This window comes from Bradyrhizobium sp. JYMT SZCCT0428, assembly GCF_018131075.1.
In the GTDB taxonomy this organism is placed as follows: Bacteria; Pseudomonadota; Alphaproteobacteria; order Rhizobiales; family Xanthobacteraceae; genus Bradyrhizobium.
Genome location: NZ_JAFCLS010000047.1, coordinates 1 through 14,222, shown reverse-complemented (window position 1 = coordinate 14,222; position 14,222 = coordinate 1). Strand labels below are relative to the sequence as shown.

Genomic DNA, 14,222 nt, shown 5'->3' with positions numbered 1-14,222 from the left:
CTTGCCGGGCACCTCGTTAGGAACAACCATCATGCCAGATAGTGCCCCGCCGCAACTGCTTCATCTCGTCATCGGCGGCGAGTTGACCGATCTCGAACACACGACGTTCAAGGATCTCGATCAGGTTGAGATCGTCGGCGTGTTTCCCAATTACGCCACCGCCCATGCGGCCTGGAAGGCGAAGGCGCAGCAGACCGTGGACAACGCCCATATGCGCTATTTTGTTGTCCACCTCCACCGGCTGCTCGATCCGGGGCAGGATACGAAGCAAGACGCGAAGCCTGCCCGTTGAAACGATTCCTTCGCGATTTGCTGCGCAGCAGCTGGGTTCAGCGTGCGCTCGGTGTGCTTGCGGCCGAATATCTGCGGCTGGTCTGGCTGACCAACAAGTTCAGCTACGAACCGGCTGACGTCTACGACCAGGTCGAGCCGGCGATGCCGGCGATCCTCGCCTTCTGGCACGGCCAGCATTTCATCACGCCGTTCATCAAGACCAAGGAGAGCTATCGCGCCAAGGTCCTGATCTCGCGGCATCGCGACGGCGAGTTCAACGCCATTGCGGCCGAACGGCTCGGCATCGGAACCATCAGAGGTTCCGGCGACCATGGCGGCGCGTTTCACCGCAAGGGAGGCGTCGGCGCGTTCCGCGAGATGGTGCAGGCGCTGGAGCAGGGGTGGAATGTCGCGACCACCGCCGACGTGCCGAAGCGGGCGCGGGTGGTGGGACTCGGCCTCATCATGCTGGCGCGGGAGTCCGGACGGCCGATTCTCCCCTTTGCGATGGTGACCAGCCGGTTCATCCGTTTGAAAAATTGGGACTCCTCCACCATCAATTTGCCATTCGGCAGGGGTGCCGTGGTAGGCATCGATGCGGTTTTCGTGCCGCCGGACGCCGACGCAGAGACCATGGAAAAGCTGCGCCAACAGGTAGAGACTTATCTGAACGAAGCGACTCGCCGCGCCTATGCGGCTGTCGGACGTCCGGAGGCCGCCCTTGGTTAATTCGCTGCCGCTGCCGATGACGTTGCGCGTCTACCGGAGCCTGTCGTCCGCGATGGTGCCGCTGGCGCCTGCGTTCATCAACCGGCGGCTGAAACTCGGCAAGGAAGATCCGGCGCGTGTCAGTGAGCGCCGCGGCGTGAGCGCCGATGTTCGCCCGGTCGGGCCGCTGGTGTGGATTCACGGCGCCAGCGTCGGCGAGGTGCTGGCCTCGGCAGCGCTGGTCGAGCAGCTGCGGGCGCTGAACCTGCGCATCCTCCTCACCTCCGGCACGGTGACCTCGGCGGCGGTTGTCGCCAAGCGGTTTCCGCCCGACGTCATCCATCAATATGTCCCCTACGACTCGCCGCGCTATGTCGCGCGGTTTCTCGACCATTGGCGTCCCTCGCTGGCGCTGTTCATCGAGTCCGATCTGTGGCCGAATTTGATCCTGTCGAGCGCGGCGCGGCGGGTGCCGATGGTGCTGATCAACGGCCGCATGTCGCCTCGCTCGTTTCCGCGCTGGCGGCGTGTCTCCGGCACCATCTCGGCGCTGCTCGGCCGGTTCGAACTGTGCCTCGCGCAGTCGGAAACCGATGCCGACAGGTTTTCGACGCTTGGCTGTCCCAACGTCGTGACGACAGGCAATCTCAAGCTCGACGTTCCCGCGCCACCGGCGGATCAAGCCAAGCTGGAGCGGCTGATGTCGATGACGCGCGGCCGTCCGGTCGTCATCGCCGCCTCCACCCATCCCGGCGAGGACGAGATGCTGGCGGAGGCGCACAAGACGCTCGCCGGATTCTTTCCGAACCTGCTCACCGTGATCGTGCCGCGGCATCCCGATCGCGGCGAGGCGATCGCGCGCATGGTCGAGGCGTCCGGCCTGCATGCGTCGTTGCGTTCGCGCGAGGAATTGCCTGTCGCTGCGACCGACATCTATGTCGCCGATACCATGGGCGAGCTCGGGTTGTTCTACCGGTTGTCGCCGATCGTGTTCATGGGCGGATCGCTGGTCGAGCATGGCGGGCAAAATCCGATCGAAGCGATCAAGCTCGGCGCCTCGATCGTGCATGGGCCGCATGTCTTCAATTTCGGCGACGTCTACGAGGCGCTCGATCAGGCCGGCGGCGCGCGAAAAGCCGACACCCAGGAAGCCCTGGTCAAGCAACTCGGTCAGCTGCTCGCCGATCCCAGGGCGCGCGAAGTATCGCTTGCCGCCTCCGAGCGCGTGGTCGAACAGCTTGGCGGCGCGCTGGATCGCACGATGATCGCGCTGGAGCCGTACCTGTTGCAGCTGCGGCTCGAAATGGGAGCCGCGAATGCGTGAGCCGCGCTTCTGGCACGGCCCGCCTTCCCTCAAATCCAGTCTATTGACACCGCTCGCCGCGCTCTACGGCGCCATTGCCGCGAGACGGATGCAGCGCGGCGGGCTGGATGCCGGCGTTCCCGTCATTTGTATCGGCAATTATCACGTCGGCGGCGCCGGCAAGACGCCGACGGTGCTGGCGCTGGCGAAGCTGCTGCGCGAGCTCGGCGAAACGCCCGTCGTGCTCAGCCGCGGCTATGGCGGAAAATTGCGCGGGCCGGTGCGGGTCGATCCGGAGCGGCATGCCGCCGCCGATGTCGGCGACGAACCGCTGATGCTGGCGGCGACGCTGCCGGTGGTGGTCGCGCGGCAACGCGCCGACGGCGTTCCGCTGGCGCGTTCGCTGGCGGCGTCCGTGATCCTGATGGACGACGGTTTCCAAAATCCCTCGGTAGCCAAGGACGCCTCGCTGATCGTGATCGACGCCGGCCGCGGCCTCGGCAACGGACAGGTGTTTCCCGCAGGCCCCTTGCGCGCGCCGCTAAAGCCGCAACTGGCGCGCACCGATGCGCTCATCATCGTCGGCAGTGGCAAGGCCGCGGACGGCGTAGCGGCCGATATCGCCGCGCAGGATAGACCGGTGCTGCGCGCGCGCCTTGTGCCGAACCAGGATTCGGTGGCTTCGCTGCGCGGCAAGCGCGTGCTGGCCTTCGCCGGCATCGGCGATCCCGCAAGATTTTTTGGCACGCTGACGGCAAGCGGCGTTGAGGTGGTCCGGCAGCACGCCTTCGCCGATCACCACGCGTTCTCGAGGGCCGAGATCGACGGCCTGATCGCCGAGCCCGGCCGCGACGCGCTGACGCTGGTGACGACGGAAAAGGATCTGGCGCGGCTGAGAGTCGGCGGCGGATTGCCGGATTGGGCGAAAGCGATTGTACCGTTCGCGGTGACGCTGGAGTTTGAGGATGGGGCGAAGCTGAAGAGGTTGGTGACCGATCAACTCTTCAAAGCCCGCGAGAAGAAATTCCGCACTTCGTCGTCCCGGGCTTGACCCGGGACCCATAACCACAGTTCTGCGTGGCTATGCCGGCTGGAGCTCCAGCCCGCTTCAACAATTGACGACGGTGGTTATGGGTCCCGGCGTTCGCCGGGACGACAAAAACTCAACCTTCCGTCTTCAGCGCGCCGGGAAAATGCCGCTGCAGCACGGCTGATGGCACCGAATAGGCTTCCTGCAGATCGACGCTCCAGTATTTCAACTCGTCGAGCGGGATCCGCACATCCGATATGGCGCAGCGCACATAGGTTCCCGGCGAGACCACGCGGAAATCGCCATCCAGATATTGCACCTGCGCTTCGCCATGCCCCGAGGGACCGAATTTATTCAGCACCGTAGACTCTCCGACAGGTCGGCCAATTCACTGGGCCGACTAAAGTGTATTTTCCAAATCCGATCTATCACAGATAGGTTGGGCTGTCCGCTCCCGAAACCCACCTGCAAAAAACCACCTGCAAGAAACCACCTGCAAGAAACCACTTGATTGTGATGAATTTCCGCCGATCGCGCATGATAACCTCCTGATTATGGTACGCTTTGCCGCAAGCGCCATAACCACCCGGCGAACACGGATGCGCCCAGCGACGCTATTATTCCTGACGCTGTTTGCCGCGGCCTGCGCTGCCGTGCCGAACGCCGCTTCGGCCGCGCCATTGCCGGCCCCCAAACAGGTCGATATCCCCGCGCCAAAACTCAACTTGCACGCCCAGCTCTATAAGCCTGATGGCGACGGGCCGTTTCCGACCGTGATCGCGCTGCATGGCTGCGGCGGCTTGAGCGGGCATTCCGAGCCGGTGCTGCCGCGTTACCGACTGGGTCGAACAGCTATTGAAGGCGGGACACGCGGTCGTGCTGCCGGACAGCTACGGCTCGCGCGAACTCGGCCCGCAATGCCGCGACAAGGAGCGCCGCGTGCTGGCGCGCCGCGAGCGGGTGGCCGATATCGTGGCGACGCGGCGATGGCTGGCGCAGCAGGACTGGGTGGCGCAGGATCGCGTCAGCCTGATGGGATGGGCGAACGGAGCCAGCGCCCTGTTGTGGGCGGTGCGTCCGCAAGCCTGGCGCCATGACGGGCCGGATTTTCGCTCGGCGGTCGCGTTCTATCCGGATTGCCGCATTTCCGCCGGCCTCGGCTGGAGCGCGCGGATGCCGACGCTGCTCTTGATCGGCGCCAAGGACGACGTCAGTTCGCCATCGGCCTGCCGCCAGATGGTGGAGGGCGCCCGCGGCCGCAGCGCGCTGGCGCGGATCGAAATCTATCCCGGCGCGCCGCACGATTTTGATCGCGCCAACCTGCCGCTCCGTGCGCTCGGCGGCGGCGACGCCGGCCAGCCCGAACGCGGCCACATCGGCACCGACGTTGAGGCGCGCATCGATTCGCAAAAGCGCGTGGCCGAATGGCTGGCGCGGTGAACCCAAGAATGTCATTGCCGGGCTTGACCCGGCAATCCATCTCCTTGGAAAAGCTTTTTGCGAAGATTGATGGATGCCCGGGTCAAGCCCGGGCATGACGAAGAGATTCTCGCCTAAAACAAACTGCCCTGATCGACCGGCTTGACCACGCGCCTGGGCGCAAGTGTCTTGGTTTCCCGCCGGGCAAGTGTCGGCTGGCTCGTCGGCGCCGACGTCGCCGCCGGCCGGTCCGCATCCGCCGTTGCCGCGACGCGGCCGTCGGCGAACTCGATCGACAGGGGCGCGCCCGGCCCGATCGAGGCGGCGGCATGCATGGCGTGGCCGTGTTCGTCGCGCACCAGGGCAAAGCCGCGCGCGAGCACGCCGCGATAGGACAGCGCCGACAGCAATTGGCCGCCATGATTGATGCGGGCGTCGAGCCGCTGCAATGCGGTCTTGAGCGCGCGGCGCGCGCGCTCGGCAAGGCGTTGCGTGCGTTCGCGGTCGCGCGCGATCGCGTTGCGCTGCGCTTGCGCGTTGGAAAGTTTCGAGGCTTTCAGCCTGACTTCAAGCCCGGCAAAGCGATCGCGCCGGCTGCGCAACAATGCCCGTGCGGAAAGCGTGATGCGCTCGCCGGAGACGATGAGGCGCTGCCTGGCGTGAGTGACCTGTCCGCGCAGCACCTTCAATGTCAGGCCAGCGCTGAGCTGCGAGAAGCGGCGGTGATGCGCGTTGGTGTTGGCTTTCAAGCCGCGGGGCAGAGATGCACCCGCGCTGTCCAGCCGCTGCCGCGGGATCGCCAATAATTCGCTGGCCGCGGGCAGGGCGCGGGCCGCGGCGCGCAATTCATTGCGGCGGCTTTCCTGGCCGCGCAGCCAGCATACCATCGTGCGGCGCGCGAGGCCGGCGACCTCGACCAGCAATTCGCTACGCACCGGGACGGCCATTTCGGCGGCCGCTGTCGGCGTCGGCGCACGCTTGTCGGCGGCGAAATCGATCAGCGTGATGTCGGTCTCGTGGCCGACCGCCGAGATCAGCGGGATCATGCTTTCGGCCGCGGCGCGAACCACGATCTCCTCGTTGAACGACCACAGGTCCTCCAATGAGCCACCGCCGCGCGCGACGATCAGCAGATCCGGCCGCGGAATTTTGCCACCCTCGGGCAGCGCATTGAAACCGCGGATCGCGGCGGCAACCTGCTCGGCCGAACCTTCGCCCTGGACCTTCACCGGCCACACCAGCACGCGGCGCGGAAAGCGGTCTTCGAGGCGGTGCAGGATGTCGCGAATCACCGCGCCGGTCGGTGACGTCACGATGCCGATCACTTCCGGCAGCCACGGCAGCAATTGCTTGCGCGCCTCGTCGAACAGGCCCTCGGCGCCGAGCTTCTTCTTGCGCTCTTCCACCAGCGCCATCAGCGCGCCGATGCCGGCAGGCTCGATGGCTTCGATGACGATCTGGTATTTCGACGAGCCCGGATAGGTGGTGAGCTTGCCGGTCGCGATGATCTCGAGCCCCTCCTGCGGCTTGAACCGCATTCGGGAATGCACGCCCTTCCAGATCACGGCCTCGATCTTGGCGCTCTCGTCCTTGAGCGCGAAATAGCAGTGCCCGGAGGAATGCGGCCCGCGAAAGCCCGAGATTTCGCCGCGGACCCGGACATGGCCATAGGCGTCCTCCACCGTCCGCTTCAGCGACGAGGACAGTTCCGAGACGGTGTATTCGGGCGCGTTGAGCAGGGGTTCGGTCGCGGGCATCTCATCCAATCGAATCAGGCTTTTGGAGCTTCCACGCAAGGTAGGGATTTCGGCCATCCCCGCCAATCTAGCTTGCGTTGCAGATCACTCTATAGTATAGAGTTATCTAAGGTGAAACGGATTGATGAGGAACGACCATGTTCAGGCAGTTGGTACGCGGCAGCTTCAGCACCTTGAAATGGGCGCTCAGCGCCGTTGGCGCGATCGCTTTGCTGATCACGGGGCTGGTCGCCACGCCATTGACGCACCCCCCGGAGCTGCCATCGATCTCGGCTGCCCGCGGCACGGTAGATCTCAGCACCTTGCCCGCGGTCGAGCGGTTTCAGGCACGAGACGGCACCGCGCTCGGTTTCCGCTACTATGCCGCTCATGGCCCGGCGACCGGTCGCGCCGCCATCGTGGTGCACGGCTCCTCCGGGTCGAGCGGCGGAACTATCCACGCGCTGTCCTCGGCGCTGGCGGCCCGCGGCGTCGAAACCTGGGCCGTTGATATTCGCGGCCACGGCACGTCTGGCACCCGCGGCGACATCGGCTATGTCGGCCAGCTCGAGGATGACCTCGCCGATTTGGTCGGCATTATCCGCAAGACCGCGCCCGCCAAGCCGCTGACGCTGGTTGGCCATTCCTCCGGCGGCGGTTTTGCGCTGCGCGTCGCGGGCTCGTCGATCCAGGACCTGTTCGAGCGTACGGTGCTGCTCGCGCCCTATCTCGGTCACGACGCCCCGACCGGCCGGCCCAATTCCGGCGGCTGGGCCAAGGCCGATGTTCCGCGCATCGTTGGTCTGTTCGCGCTGCGCAGCATCGGTATCACCTGCTGCGACGCGCTGCCGGTGCTGGCGTTCGCGGTGCCGCCGAATTCCGAGAAGAACCTGGTCGGAACCTACAGCGACCGCCTGATGCGCAATTTCGCGGTCAGCGACCGCGATTTCCGCCGCGATCTCGCGGCAGCCAGGAAGCCGATGACGATCATCTCCGGCGCCGATGACGAACTGATGTTCGCGGACAAGTACGCACCTTCTGTGCATGCGATAGCCCCCGCGGTTGACGTCAAGCTGATCGATGGCGTCAATCACATGGGCATCGTCAGCGTACCCCGCGCGGTATCTGCGATCGCCGAGGACGTGGCCACGCGCGGCATAACCGGGTCGTAACCGCGATCGAGGGGAAGGCGACATGATCGACAGCCGGCAAGCTTCCGAGGCGCTCGCGGATATCAGGGAGATCGCGCACCGCGTCCGCCAGTCGCGGATCTACAATCTGGCGAGCCTGCTCATGATCATGTGGGGCGCGCTGGTCTTCATCGCCAATGCCGCCTCGTTCGGCTGGCCGCGCCATGCCGGCTACATCTGGATCGCAATCAATGTGGTCGGTCTCGCGGGCTCGTTCGTGGTCAGCGCCTTCACCCATTCGCGGACCGGCGTGCGCACCTTCGACCTGCGGACGCTGATGGCGTTCCTGCTGTTCTTCGCCTTCGGGCTCGCGACCTGCATGCTCGCCCATTTCGGGCCGCGTGAGCTCGGCGTGTTCTGGGCGATCTATTTCATGCTGTTCTACACCATCGCCGGATTGTGGGTCGGCTTCGCCTTTGTCGTCATCGGCGTCGGCATCTCCGCGCTGACGTTGATCGGCTATTTCCTGGCCGGCAACTGGTTCGAACCATGGATGGCGATCGTGAACGGCGGCGGGCTCGTGCTGGGCGGTCTCTGGATGCGCCGGGAATAGCGATGGCCGGACTCGACGACATCATCCACCAGCCGCTGCGCCTGCGAATCATGGCCGCGCTGAACGCGCTGCCGCCGGGTACCGGGCTCGAATTCGCCAGGCTGAAAAAGCTCACCGGCGCCACCGACGGCAATCTCGGCGCCCATATCGAGACGCTGTCGAAGGCCGGCTATGTCGCGGTCGACAAGGCCTTTGTCGGCAAGAAGCCGCAGACCACGGTGACCGCGACCGCGGCCGGCCGCGGCGCCTTCGCCCGCCATGTCGCGATGCTGCAGGAAATCATCGCGGCACAACCACCTGAATGAATTCGCGGCCAGGGAGCCTGACATGCAGACCGCCATTGCCATCCTCACCCACACGCCGCCATGGGTCTTCGCCCTGCTGGCACTGCTGATATGGCAGGGATGCATGGCATTGCGGCCGCGCTCGCAGCCGCTGGCGCGGATGCTGATCGTGCCTGCGGTGTTTTTTCTGATGGGTGTTTCCCGGCTGGTGCTGAGCGGAAAATCGGTCAGCCTGCTGCTGGTCTGGATGGCAAGCGCTGCCGTGCTCGCCGCTCTGGCGCTCTACACCGGGCCGCGGTCGGTGACGATCGACGGCGCAACCGGCCGCATCCTGCGCCCCGGCAGCGTGGTTCCTCTGGTTCGCAACCTCACGGTCTTCATGTTGCAATACGCTGTCGCTGTCGTGACCGCGATGAAACTGGGCGCCATCTGGGAGGTGGCCGCGGCCGGGCAGGCGGTGTCAGGCGCCTGTGCCGGCTATTTCCTGGGCTGGACGATTGCACTGTTGCGCAGTTATCGGGCGCGCCTGGCGGTGCCGGCCACGCCCCAGCAAATCGGTTGATATCCCCTTGCAGACGGCGGGAGATTCGTGCGACCGACTGGCCATCGGTTCCCACATCTGGCCAAACTCATGAACATCCTCCTGCTCGGTTCCGGCGGCCGCGAACACGCTCTGGCGTGGAAGATCGCCGCGTCCCCGCTGCTCACCAAATTGTGGTGCGCGCCGGGCAATGCCGGCATCACCAAGGATGCCGAATGCGTCGCGATCGACATCACCGACCATCCGGCGGTGGTCGATTTCTGCAAGGCCAATAAAGTGGATTTCGTGGTGGTCGGCCCCGATGCGCCGATCGCCGCCGGGATCGTCGACGATCTCAACGCCGCCGGCTTCAAGGCGTTCGGCCCCACCCAGGCCGCGGGCCGGCTGGAGAGCTCAAAGACCTTCACCAAGAATCTCTGCCGCGACAACAACATTCCGACCGCGGCGTATGAACATTTCACGGAAGCCGAAAAGGCAAAAGCCTATATCCGCAAGCAGGGCGCGCCGATCGTGATCAAGGCCGACGGTCTTGCCGCCGGCAAGGGCGTCGTCGTGGCGATGAGCGAGGCCGAAGCCCTTGATGCCGTCGACATGATGTTTGGCGGCGGTCTTGGCGAGGCGGGCGCCGAGGTCGTGGTCGAGGAATTCATGGTGGGCGAGGAGGCCTCGTTCTTCGCGCTGTGCGACGGCGAGCATGCGTTGCCGCTGGCGACCGCGCAGGACCACAAGCGCGCCTTCGACGGCGACCAGGGGCCGAACACCGGCGGCATGGGCGCCTATTCCCCGGCGCCGGTCATGACGGAAGCGATGTGCGCGCGCGTCATGGACGAGATGATCTATCCGACGCTGCGCGCGCTCAAAGCGATGGGATCGCCCTACAAGGGCGTGCTGTTTGCCGGCGTGATGGTGACCAAGGATGGCCCGAAACTCGTCGAATACAACGCCCGCTTCGGCGATCCGGAAACCCAGGTGCTGATGCTGCGGATGATGTCGGATCTGTTGCCGGCGCTGATCGCCAGCGCCGACGGCCAGTTGAAGAATTTCAGCCTGCGCTGGTTCGACGATGTGGCCCTGACCGTGATCATGGCGACCAGGGGTTATCCCGGCAGCTACGGCAAGGGCTCGGTGATCTCTGGTCTCGACGACGCCGCACAAGTCGAGGGCGTCGAAATCTTCCACGCCGGGACGATCGAGAAAGACGGAAAAATTCTCGCCAGCGGCGGCCGCGTGCTCAACGTCTGCGCCATGGGCAAGACGGTGACCGAGGCGCAGCAGCGCGCCTATGCGGCCGTCGATCGCATCAACTGGCCGGAAGGTTTTTGCCGCCGCGACATCGGCTGGCAGGCGGTAGCGCGGGAGCGCTGACGCCGGCTGCGATACGCGCAGGGCTTCCCCGCGTCTTTGCGCTCTGGACACGCACCTGATGCAATGTCCACAATCGCGCAAAACGGAGGAACTGCCCCGATGGCGATTATCGATTCCCAGGTTCATGCCTATGAGGCGAACACACCGAAGCGGCCCTGGGCCACGGTGCCGAACTGGCCCGATCACGTCACCGGCGACGAGATGGTGGCGGCGATGGACAAGGTCGGCGTCGACGGCGCGATCTTCATTTCCGCCTTTTCGATGTACCGCTACGACGCCAGCTATGCCGTGGAAGTGGCGCGCGCCCATCCCAAGCGGCTCGCCATCGTCAAGCCCGTCGATCCGGATGATCCTGATGTCGCCGACGTCGTCGCCGAGTGGAAGAAGACGCCGGGCGCGGTCGGCATCCGGATCATGCTGACCAGGGAGAACAAGCGCGAGCCCGGTCACCCCGGCCTCGACCGCATTGCACGCGCGGCCATTCAACATGATTTTCCGGTCAATCTGCTGTGCTGGGACAATCTCGACGCCGGCACGGCGCTGGTCGATCGTCATCCCGACACGCGCTTCATCCTCGACCATCTCGGCATATTGCAGCCGCGCACGCCGCCGGCGCCCGCGCAGCCCTGGTCCCCTTGGGCCGAACTGCCCAAGGTGCTGGCGCTCGCCAAACGCAAGAACGTGGTGATCAAGGTCAGCGGCGCCTGCACGCTGTCCAAGGAGCCGTATCCATTCCCTGACATCTGGGACCCGCTGGCCCGCGTGTTCGACGCCTGGGGTTTCGATCGTTGCCTGTGGGGCACCGACTGGACCCGCGCCTTCGCGGTCGTCAATTACGAGCAGGCCGTCACGCCGTTCCTCAAGACGGATCGCCTCAGCGACACCGAGCGCGCGATGCTGATGGGCGGTGCCTGCGCCAAGGCTTATGGCTGGTCGCCGAACAAAGGCTAGCGCATTTCAACAGCGGCCCTGGCCTGGGGATTGCGTCCCCTTGACCATCGAGAGGACCGTACGGGCGAGATCGGCAGGGGCATCCACCAGCTGATCTGCGCCGGCCGTCTCAAGTTCGTCCCTTGTGCCATAACCCCAGAGCACGCCGAGACCGCGCATTCCGACCGCGTGGGCGCCGGAAATATCATGTCGACGATCGCCGACCATCAGGCTGTGAGACGGCGAAAGACCGTGCCTGGACAGGATATGGGCAAGCAGCTCGGGTTTGTGATCCAACTCGCCGCTCGGCACTGAGCCATGGATGCCATCGAAGTATCTGGCAAACCCCAGATGCTCCAGAATGCGGCGCGCGAAAATCTCCCGCTTCGAGGTCGCGAGATAGATCTGCAATCCGCATCGCTTCATCTCTGCAAGGGAGTTGCCAATTCCCGGATAAGGCACGCTGCCTAGAAACCCGCTTTCACCGTAGTGCTGACGATAGGCCGTGACTGCTTCACCGACCCGGCCGTCTCCATATGACTGCAGCAGGATTTGCATGATCTCTTCGAGCGGGGCCCCGATGATGCGTTTTATTTCGAGGGTTTCATCGGGTTCATGTCCAAGGGCGCGCAGCGCCGCAAGGCAGCTTGCCAATATGCCGGGATACGAATCGATCAAGGTGCCGTCGAGGTCCAGAAGAACGGAGCACGTCATGATCCGAAGCTAGCGGCCAAAGCAAACCTGTACAAGTTCGCTTGATTTCGTTCTGCGTCGGATCATTCGCGGCAAGGCAATGCAGCGGCAAGTCCAGCCATGTCGCGGTGAGGTTCTCATCCGGCGCAGCCGCCATCCCCCATTTCCCGTTACTAGCCTAAGCCGATCCGATGGCTTATCGTAAGGCTCGGGGCAGGCAATGACACCACGTTCCGGAGCAGGCGGCGGATCGAAAAAGCCGCAAAACCGTACGGCGAAGCCGCGAAAGCGCAGCACTGCGCCAAGGGCAGCGCGCGTCTTAAGGTCAGCGAAAACGGACGCCGAAAATCCGGCGCAAACCGAAGTCGAACAACTTGCCCTCGAACTTCAGCAAGCCAGAGAGCGCCAGGCCGCGACATCCGAGGTCCTGAGCCTTATTGCCGACGCGCCCACCGATCTTGCGCCGGTGTTCGACCGGATCGTCAGGAACGCAGCGCGGCTCTGCCAGAGCGTGCTGAGCGCCGTCTATCGCCGGGACGGGGACCACGTCCATCTCGTCGCGCACGATCAGTTTTCCGCGGCATCGGTGGCGGCGGTGCGCAAAGCCTATCCGGCGCCGCTCACCAGCAAGAATCTGATCTCGGTGGCGATCCGCGAGCGGCGCGTCGTGCATGAGCCGGATGTGCTGGTCTCGGGCGGCTACAGCGAACTGCAGAAGACGTCGGGCTATCGCAGCATCCTGATCGTTCCGATGCTGCGCGACGAGGTCGCGATCGGCGCCATCGCGGTGATGCGGCTGGAGCCGCAATTGTTTCCGAAGGCGCAGGTCGAGCTCCTGAAGACCTTTGCCGGGCAGGCGGTCATCGCCATCGAGAACACGCGGCTGTTCACCGAGTTGCAGGAACGCAGCCGGCAGCTGTCGCAATCGCTTGACGATCTCCGCGCCGCGCAGGGCAGTCTGGTACAGACCGAGAAACTGGCCGCGCTGGGACGGCTGGTGGCGGGCGTCGCGCACGAGATCAACACCCCCGTCGGCACCAGCCTCACCGTGGCCTCGGCATTGATCAACAAGACCAAACGAGTTGAAGCCGATGTCGCCAAGGGCGACGTGCGCCGCTCGACGCTCTCGGAATTCATTGCGGCCAGCCGCGAGGCGGCGTCGCAGATCATGTTCAATCTCGGCAACGCGGTCGAGCTGATCCAGTCGTTCAAGCAGGTTGCCGCCGATCGCAACGTTTCGGATCGCAGGCGCTTCGATCTCGGCGAGGTGACCGAGCAGGTCGTCAGGGGATTGCGGTACGGGCTGCGAGGTCAAAATCTGACGGTCGCCGTCGAATGCGAACCCGATCTTGCCATGAACAGCTATCCCGGACCTTACGGCCAGGTGCTCACCAATCTGGTTCTCAATTCCGCGGCGCACGCCTTTCCGGACGGCGGCGGTGGATCGGTCCATATTGCGGCGCAGGCATCGGGCAAGGGCAATGTTGAGGTGCAGTTTTCAGACGACGGCTGCGGCATGAGCCCGGAGGTCAAGCGCCAGGTGTTCGACCCGTTTTTCACCACCCGGCGCGACCAGGGCAACACCGGCCTCGGGTTGCACATCGTCCACAACATCGTGACCAATCGTCTGGGCGGCCGGATTCATCTGGAAACCAAACCCGGTGCTGGCACGAAAATCCAGATCATCATGCCGCGCGAAGCGCCGCGGGAGTCGGCGGCGGAGTAGGGTGGGGCTCTCGATTGGACGCCGGCCTATCCACGTCATTGCGAGCGCAGCGAAGCAATCCATCGCGCCACATGCCGAGACATGGATTGCTTCGTCGCAAGCGCTCCTCGCAATGACAACGGCTGACTGCGACAAATTAACCCGACGGGCAAAATTCCACTTTCCTCGTCGGGCAAATCAGCGGTTTGAATCGTCGCGTCCCGCCCGACAAGAGGGGCGTGCGCACGTCACGAACGCGCGGCGGGATGCGGTGGACGTTTGTTGCGCCTGACGACGGCGTATACAGGCGTACGGCAAAACCGTGTGGTCCTGGCGCCCGTTGCCGGCGTCAAGCTGTCGAAGAAGCGCGAGCGGAAACGACAGCGACGGAGTCAACCCAGAACTCGTCTCCGGGGAGATCACGGCATAAGCCGTAAAGCCATTGCGCAGGGAAGGCCGGGTGTTCTCCGCTGCCCTGTATGCTCGTGTGCA

The 14,222-nt window shown here is 64.7% G+C and carries 14 protein-coding genes and 1 pseudogene; 12 read left to right on the top strand and 3 right to left on the bottom strand.

The genetic code is table 11. The features are described from left to right. Positions 1 to 31 precede the first annotated feature (31 nt). The 4 genes from JQ575_RS34395 to lpxK are packed head-to-tail and all read left to right on the top strand — an operon-like array spanning position 32 to position 3,335. Positions 32 to 292, top strand: a complete 261-nt coding sequence (locus JQ575_RS34395) for a DUF4170 domain-containing protein (RefSeq protein ID WP_192738867.1) — start codon at positions 32 to 34, stop codon at positions 290 to 292. Then, complete coding sequence (locus JQ575_RS34390; RefSeq protein WP_212037654.1) at positions 289 to 1,002, top strand: lysophospholipid acyltransferase family protein; 714 nt, start codon at positions 289 to 291, stop codon at positions 1,000 to 1,002. Before JQ575_RS34395 ends, JQ575_RS34390 begins: the two co-directional genes overlap by 4 nt. Further along, positions 965 to 2,305, top strand: a complete 1,341-nt coding sequence (locus JQ575_RS34385) for a 3-deoxy-D-manno-octulosonic acid transferase (protein ID WP_212037652.1) — start codon at positions 965 to 967, stop codon at positions 2,303 to 2,305. Before JQ575_RS34390 ends, JQ575_RS34385 begins: the two co-directional genes overlap by 38 nt. Next, positions 2,298 to 3,335, top strand: coding sequence for a tetraacyldisaccharide 4'-kinase (gene lpxK, locus JQ575_RS34380; RefSeq protein ID WP_212037650.1), 1,038 nt, complete (start codon positions 2,298 to 2,300; stop codon positions 3,333 to 3,335). Before JQ575_RS34385 ends, lpxK begins: the two co-directional genes overlap by 8 nt. Before the next feature lie 112 nt (positions 3,336 to 3,447). Here the strand turns inward: lpxK and JQ575_RS34375 are convergent, their stop codons facing one another. Beyond that, entirely contained in the window at positions 3,448 to 3,675 is a 228-nt protein-coding gene (locus JQ575_RS34375; RefSeq protein WP_192738864.1) for a DUF2093 domain-containing protein, read from the bottom strand. Between the two features lie 238 nt (positions 3,676 to 3,913). Here JQ575_RS34375 and JQ575_RS34370 point away from each other — a divergent pair. Continuing rightward, positions 3,914 to 4,754, top strand: a pseudogene (locus JQ575_RS34370) (dienelactone hydrolase family protein). A 113-nt stretch (positions 4,755 to 4,867) separates the two neighbouring features. Here JQ575_RS34370 and xseA read toward each other — a convergent pair. After that, positions 4,868 to 6,490 (bottom strand): exodeoxyribonuclease VII large subunit, encoded by a 1,623-nt coding sequence (xseA, locus tag JQ575_RS34365; protein WP_212037648.1) that lies wholly within the window; start codon positions 6,488 to 6,490, stop codon positions 4,868 to 4,870. Positions 6,491 to 6,627: 137 nt separating this feature from the next. Between xseA and JQ575_RS34360 the strand changes: the two genes are divergently transcribed. The 6 genes from JQ575_RS34360 (at position 6,628) to JQ575_RS34335 (ending at position 11,353) form a co-directional block, all read left to right on the top strand. Then, positions 6,628 to 7,641, top strand: coding sequence for an alpha/beta hydrolase (locus JQ575_RS34360; protein ID WP_212037646.1), 1,014 nt, complete (start codon positions 6,628 to 6,630; stop codon positions 7,639 to 7,641). A 22-nt stretch (positions 7,642 to 7,663) separates the two neighbouring features. Further along, on the top strand, positions 7,664 to 8,212 hold the full coding sequence (locus JQ575_RS34355) for a hypothetical protein (protein WP_212037645.1): 549 nt from the start codon (positions 7,664 to 7,666) through the stop codon (positions 8,210 to 8,212). Positions 8,213 to 8,214: 2 nt separating this feature from the next. After that, positions 8,215 to 8,517: a transcriptional regulator gene (locus JQ575_RS34350; protein ID WP_212037643.1), complete on the top strand. Its 303-nt coding sequence runs from the start codon at positions 8,215 to 8,217 to the stop codon at positions 8,515 to 8,517. Further along, positions 8,471 to 9,058, top strand: a complete 588-nt coding sequence (locus JQ575_RS34345; RefSeq protein WP_312016073.1) for a DUF6622 family protein — start codon at positions 8,471 to 8,473, stop codon at positions 9,056 to 9,058. Before JQ575_RS34350 ends, JQ575_RS34345 begins: the two co-directional genes overlap by 47 nt. A 69-nt stretch (positions 9,059 to 9,127) precedes the next feature. Continuing rightward, entirely contained in the window at positions 9,128 to 10,402 is a 1,275-nt protein-coding gene (gene purD / locus JQ575_RS34340) for a phosphoribosylamine--glycine ligase (protein WP_212037639.1), read from the top strand. A gap of 99 nt (positions 10,403 to 10,501) precedes the next feature. Further along, positions 10,502 to 11,353, top strand: coding sequence for an amidohydrolase (locus JQ575_RS34335; protein ID WP_212037638.1), 852 nt, complete (start codon positions 10,502 to 10,504; stop codon positions 11,351 to 11,353). 6 nt (positions 11,354 to 11,359) lie between these two features. On the opposite strand, the gene JQ575_RS34330 is transcribed toward JQ575_RS34335, so the two are convergent. Next, positions 11,360 to 12,046 (bottom strand): HAD hydrolase-like protein, encoded by a 687-nt coding sequence (locus JQ575_RS34330; RefSeq protein WP_212037636.1) that lies wholly within the window; start codon positions 12,044 to 12,046, stop codon positions 11,360 to 11,362. Positions 12,047 to 12,245: 199 nt separating this feature from the next. Between JQ575_RS34330 and JQ575_RS34325 the strand changes: the two genes are divergently transcribed. Next, positions 12,246 to 13,751: a HAMP domain-containing sensor histidine kinase gene (locus JQ575_RS34325; protein WP_212037634.1), complete on the top strand. Its 1,506-nt coding sequence runs from the start codon at positions 12,246 to 12,248 to the stop codon at positions 13,749 to 13,751. Positions 13,752 to 14,222: the final 471 nt, after the last annotated feature.

Bases quoted from the DNA above. Each gene is read 5' to 3' on its own strand.
- JQ575_RS34395 (WP_192738867.1), top strand. From the start codon at position 32: ATGCCAGATAGTGCCCCGCCGCAACTGCTTCATCTCGTCATCGGCGGC.
- JQ575_RS34385 (WP_212037652.1), top strand. From the start codon at position 965: ATGCGGCTGTCGGACGTCCGGAGGCCGCCCTTGGTTAATTCGCTGCCG.
- lpxK (WP_212037650.1), top strand. From the start codon at position 2,298: ATGCGTGAGCCGCGCTTCTGGCACGGCCCGCCTTCCCTCAAATCCAGT.
- xseA (WP_212037648.1), bottom strand. From the start codon at position 6,490: ATGCCCGCGACCGAACCCCTGCTCAACGCGCCCGAATACACCGTCTCG.
- JQ575_RS34360 (WP_212037646.1), top strand. From the start codon at position 6,628: ATGTTCAGGCAGTTGGTACGCGGCAGCTTCAGCACCTTGAAATGGGCG.
- JQ575_RS34355 (WP_212037645.1), top strand. From the start codon at position 7,664: ATGATCGACAGCCGGCAAGCTTCCGAGGCGCTCGCGGATATCAGGGAG.
- JQ575_RS34350 (WP_212037643.1), top strand. From the start codon at position 8,215: ATGGCCGGACTCGACGACATCATCCACCAGCCGCTGCGCCTGCGAATC.
- JQ575_RS34345 (WP_312016073.1), top strand. From the start codon at position 8,471: ATGTCGCGATGCTGCAGGAAATCATCGCGGCACAACCACCTGAATGAA.
- purD (WP_212037639.1), top strand. From the start codon at position 9,128: ATGAACATCCTCCTGCTCGGTTCCGGCGGCCGCGAACACGCTCTGGCG.
- JQ575_RS34335 (WP_212037638.1), top strand. From the start codon at position 10,502: ATGGCGATTATCGATTCCCAGGTTCATGCCTATGAGGCGAACACACCG.
- JQ575_RS34330 (WP_212037636.1), bottom strand. From the start codon at position 12,046: ATGACGTGCTCCGTTCTTCTGGACCTCGACGGCACCTTGATCGATTCG.
- JQ575_RS34325 (WP_212037634.1), top strand. From the start codon at position 12,246: ATGACACCACGTTCCGGAGCAGGCGGCGGATCGAAAAAGCCGCAAAAC.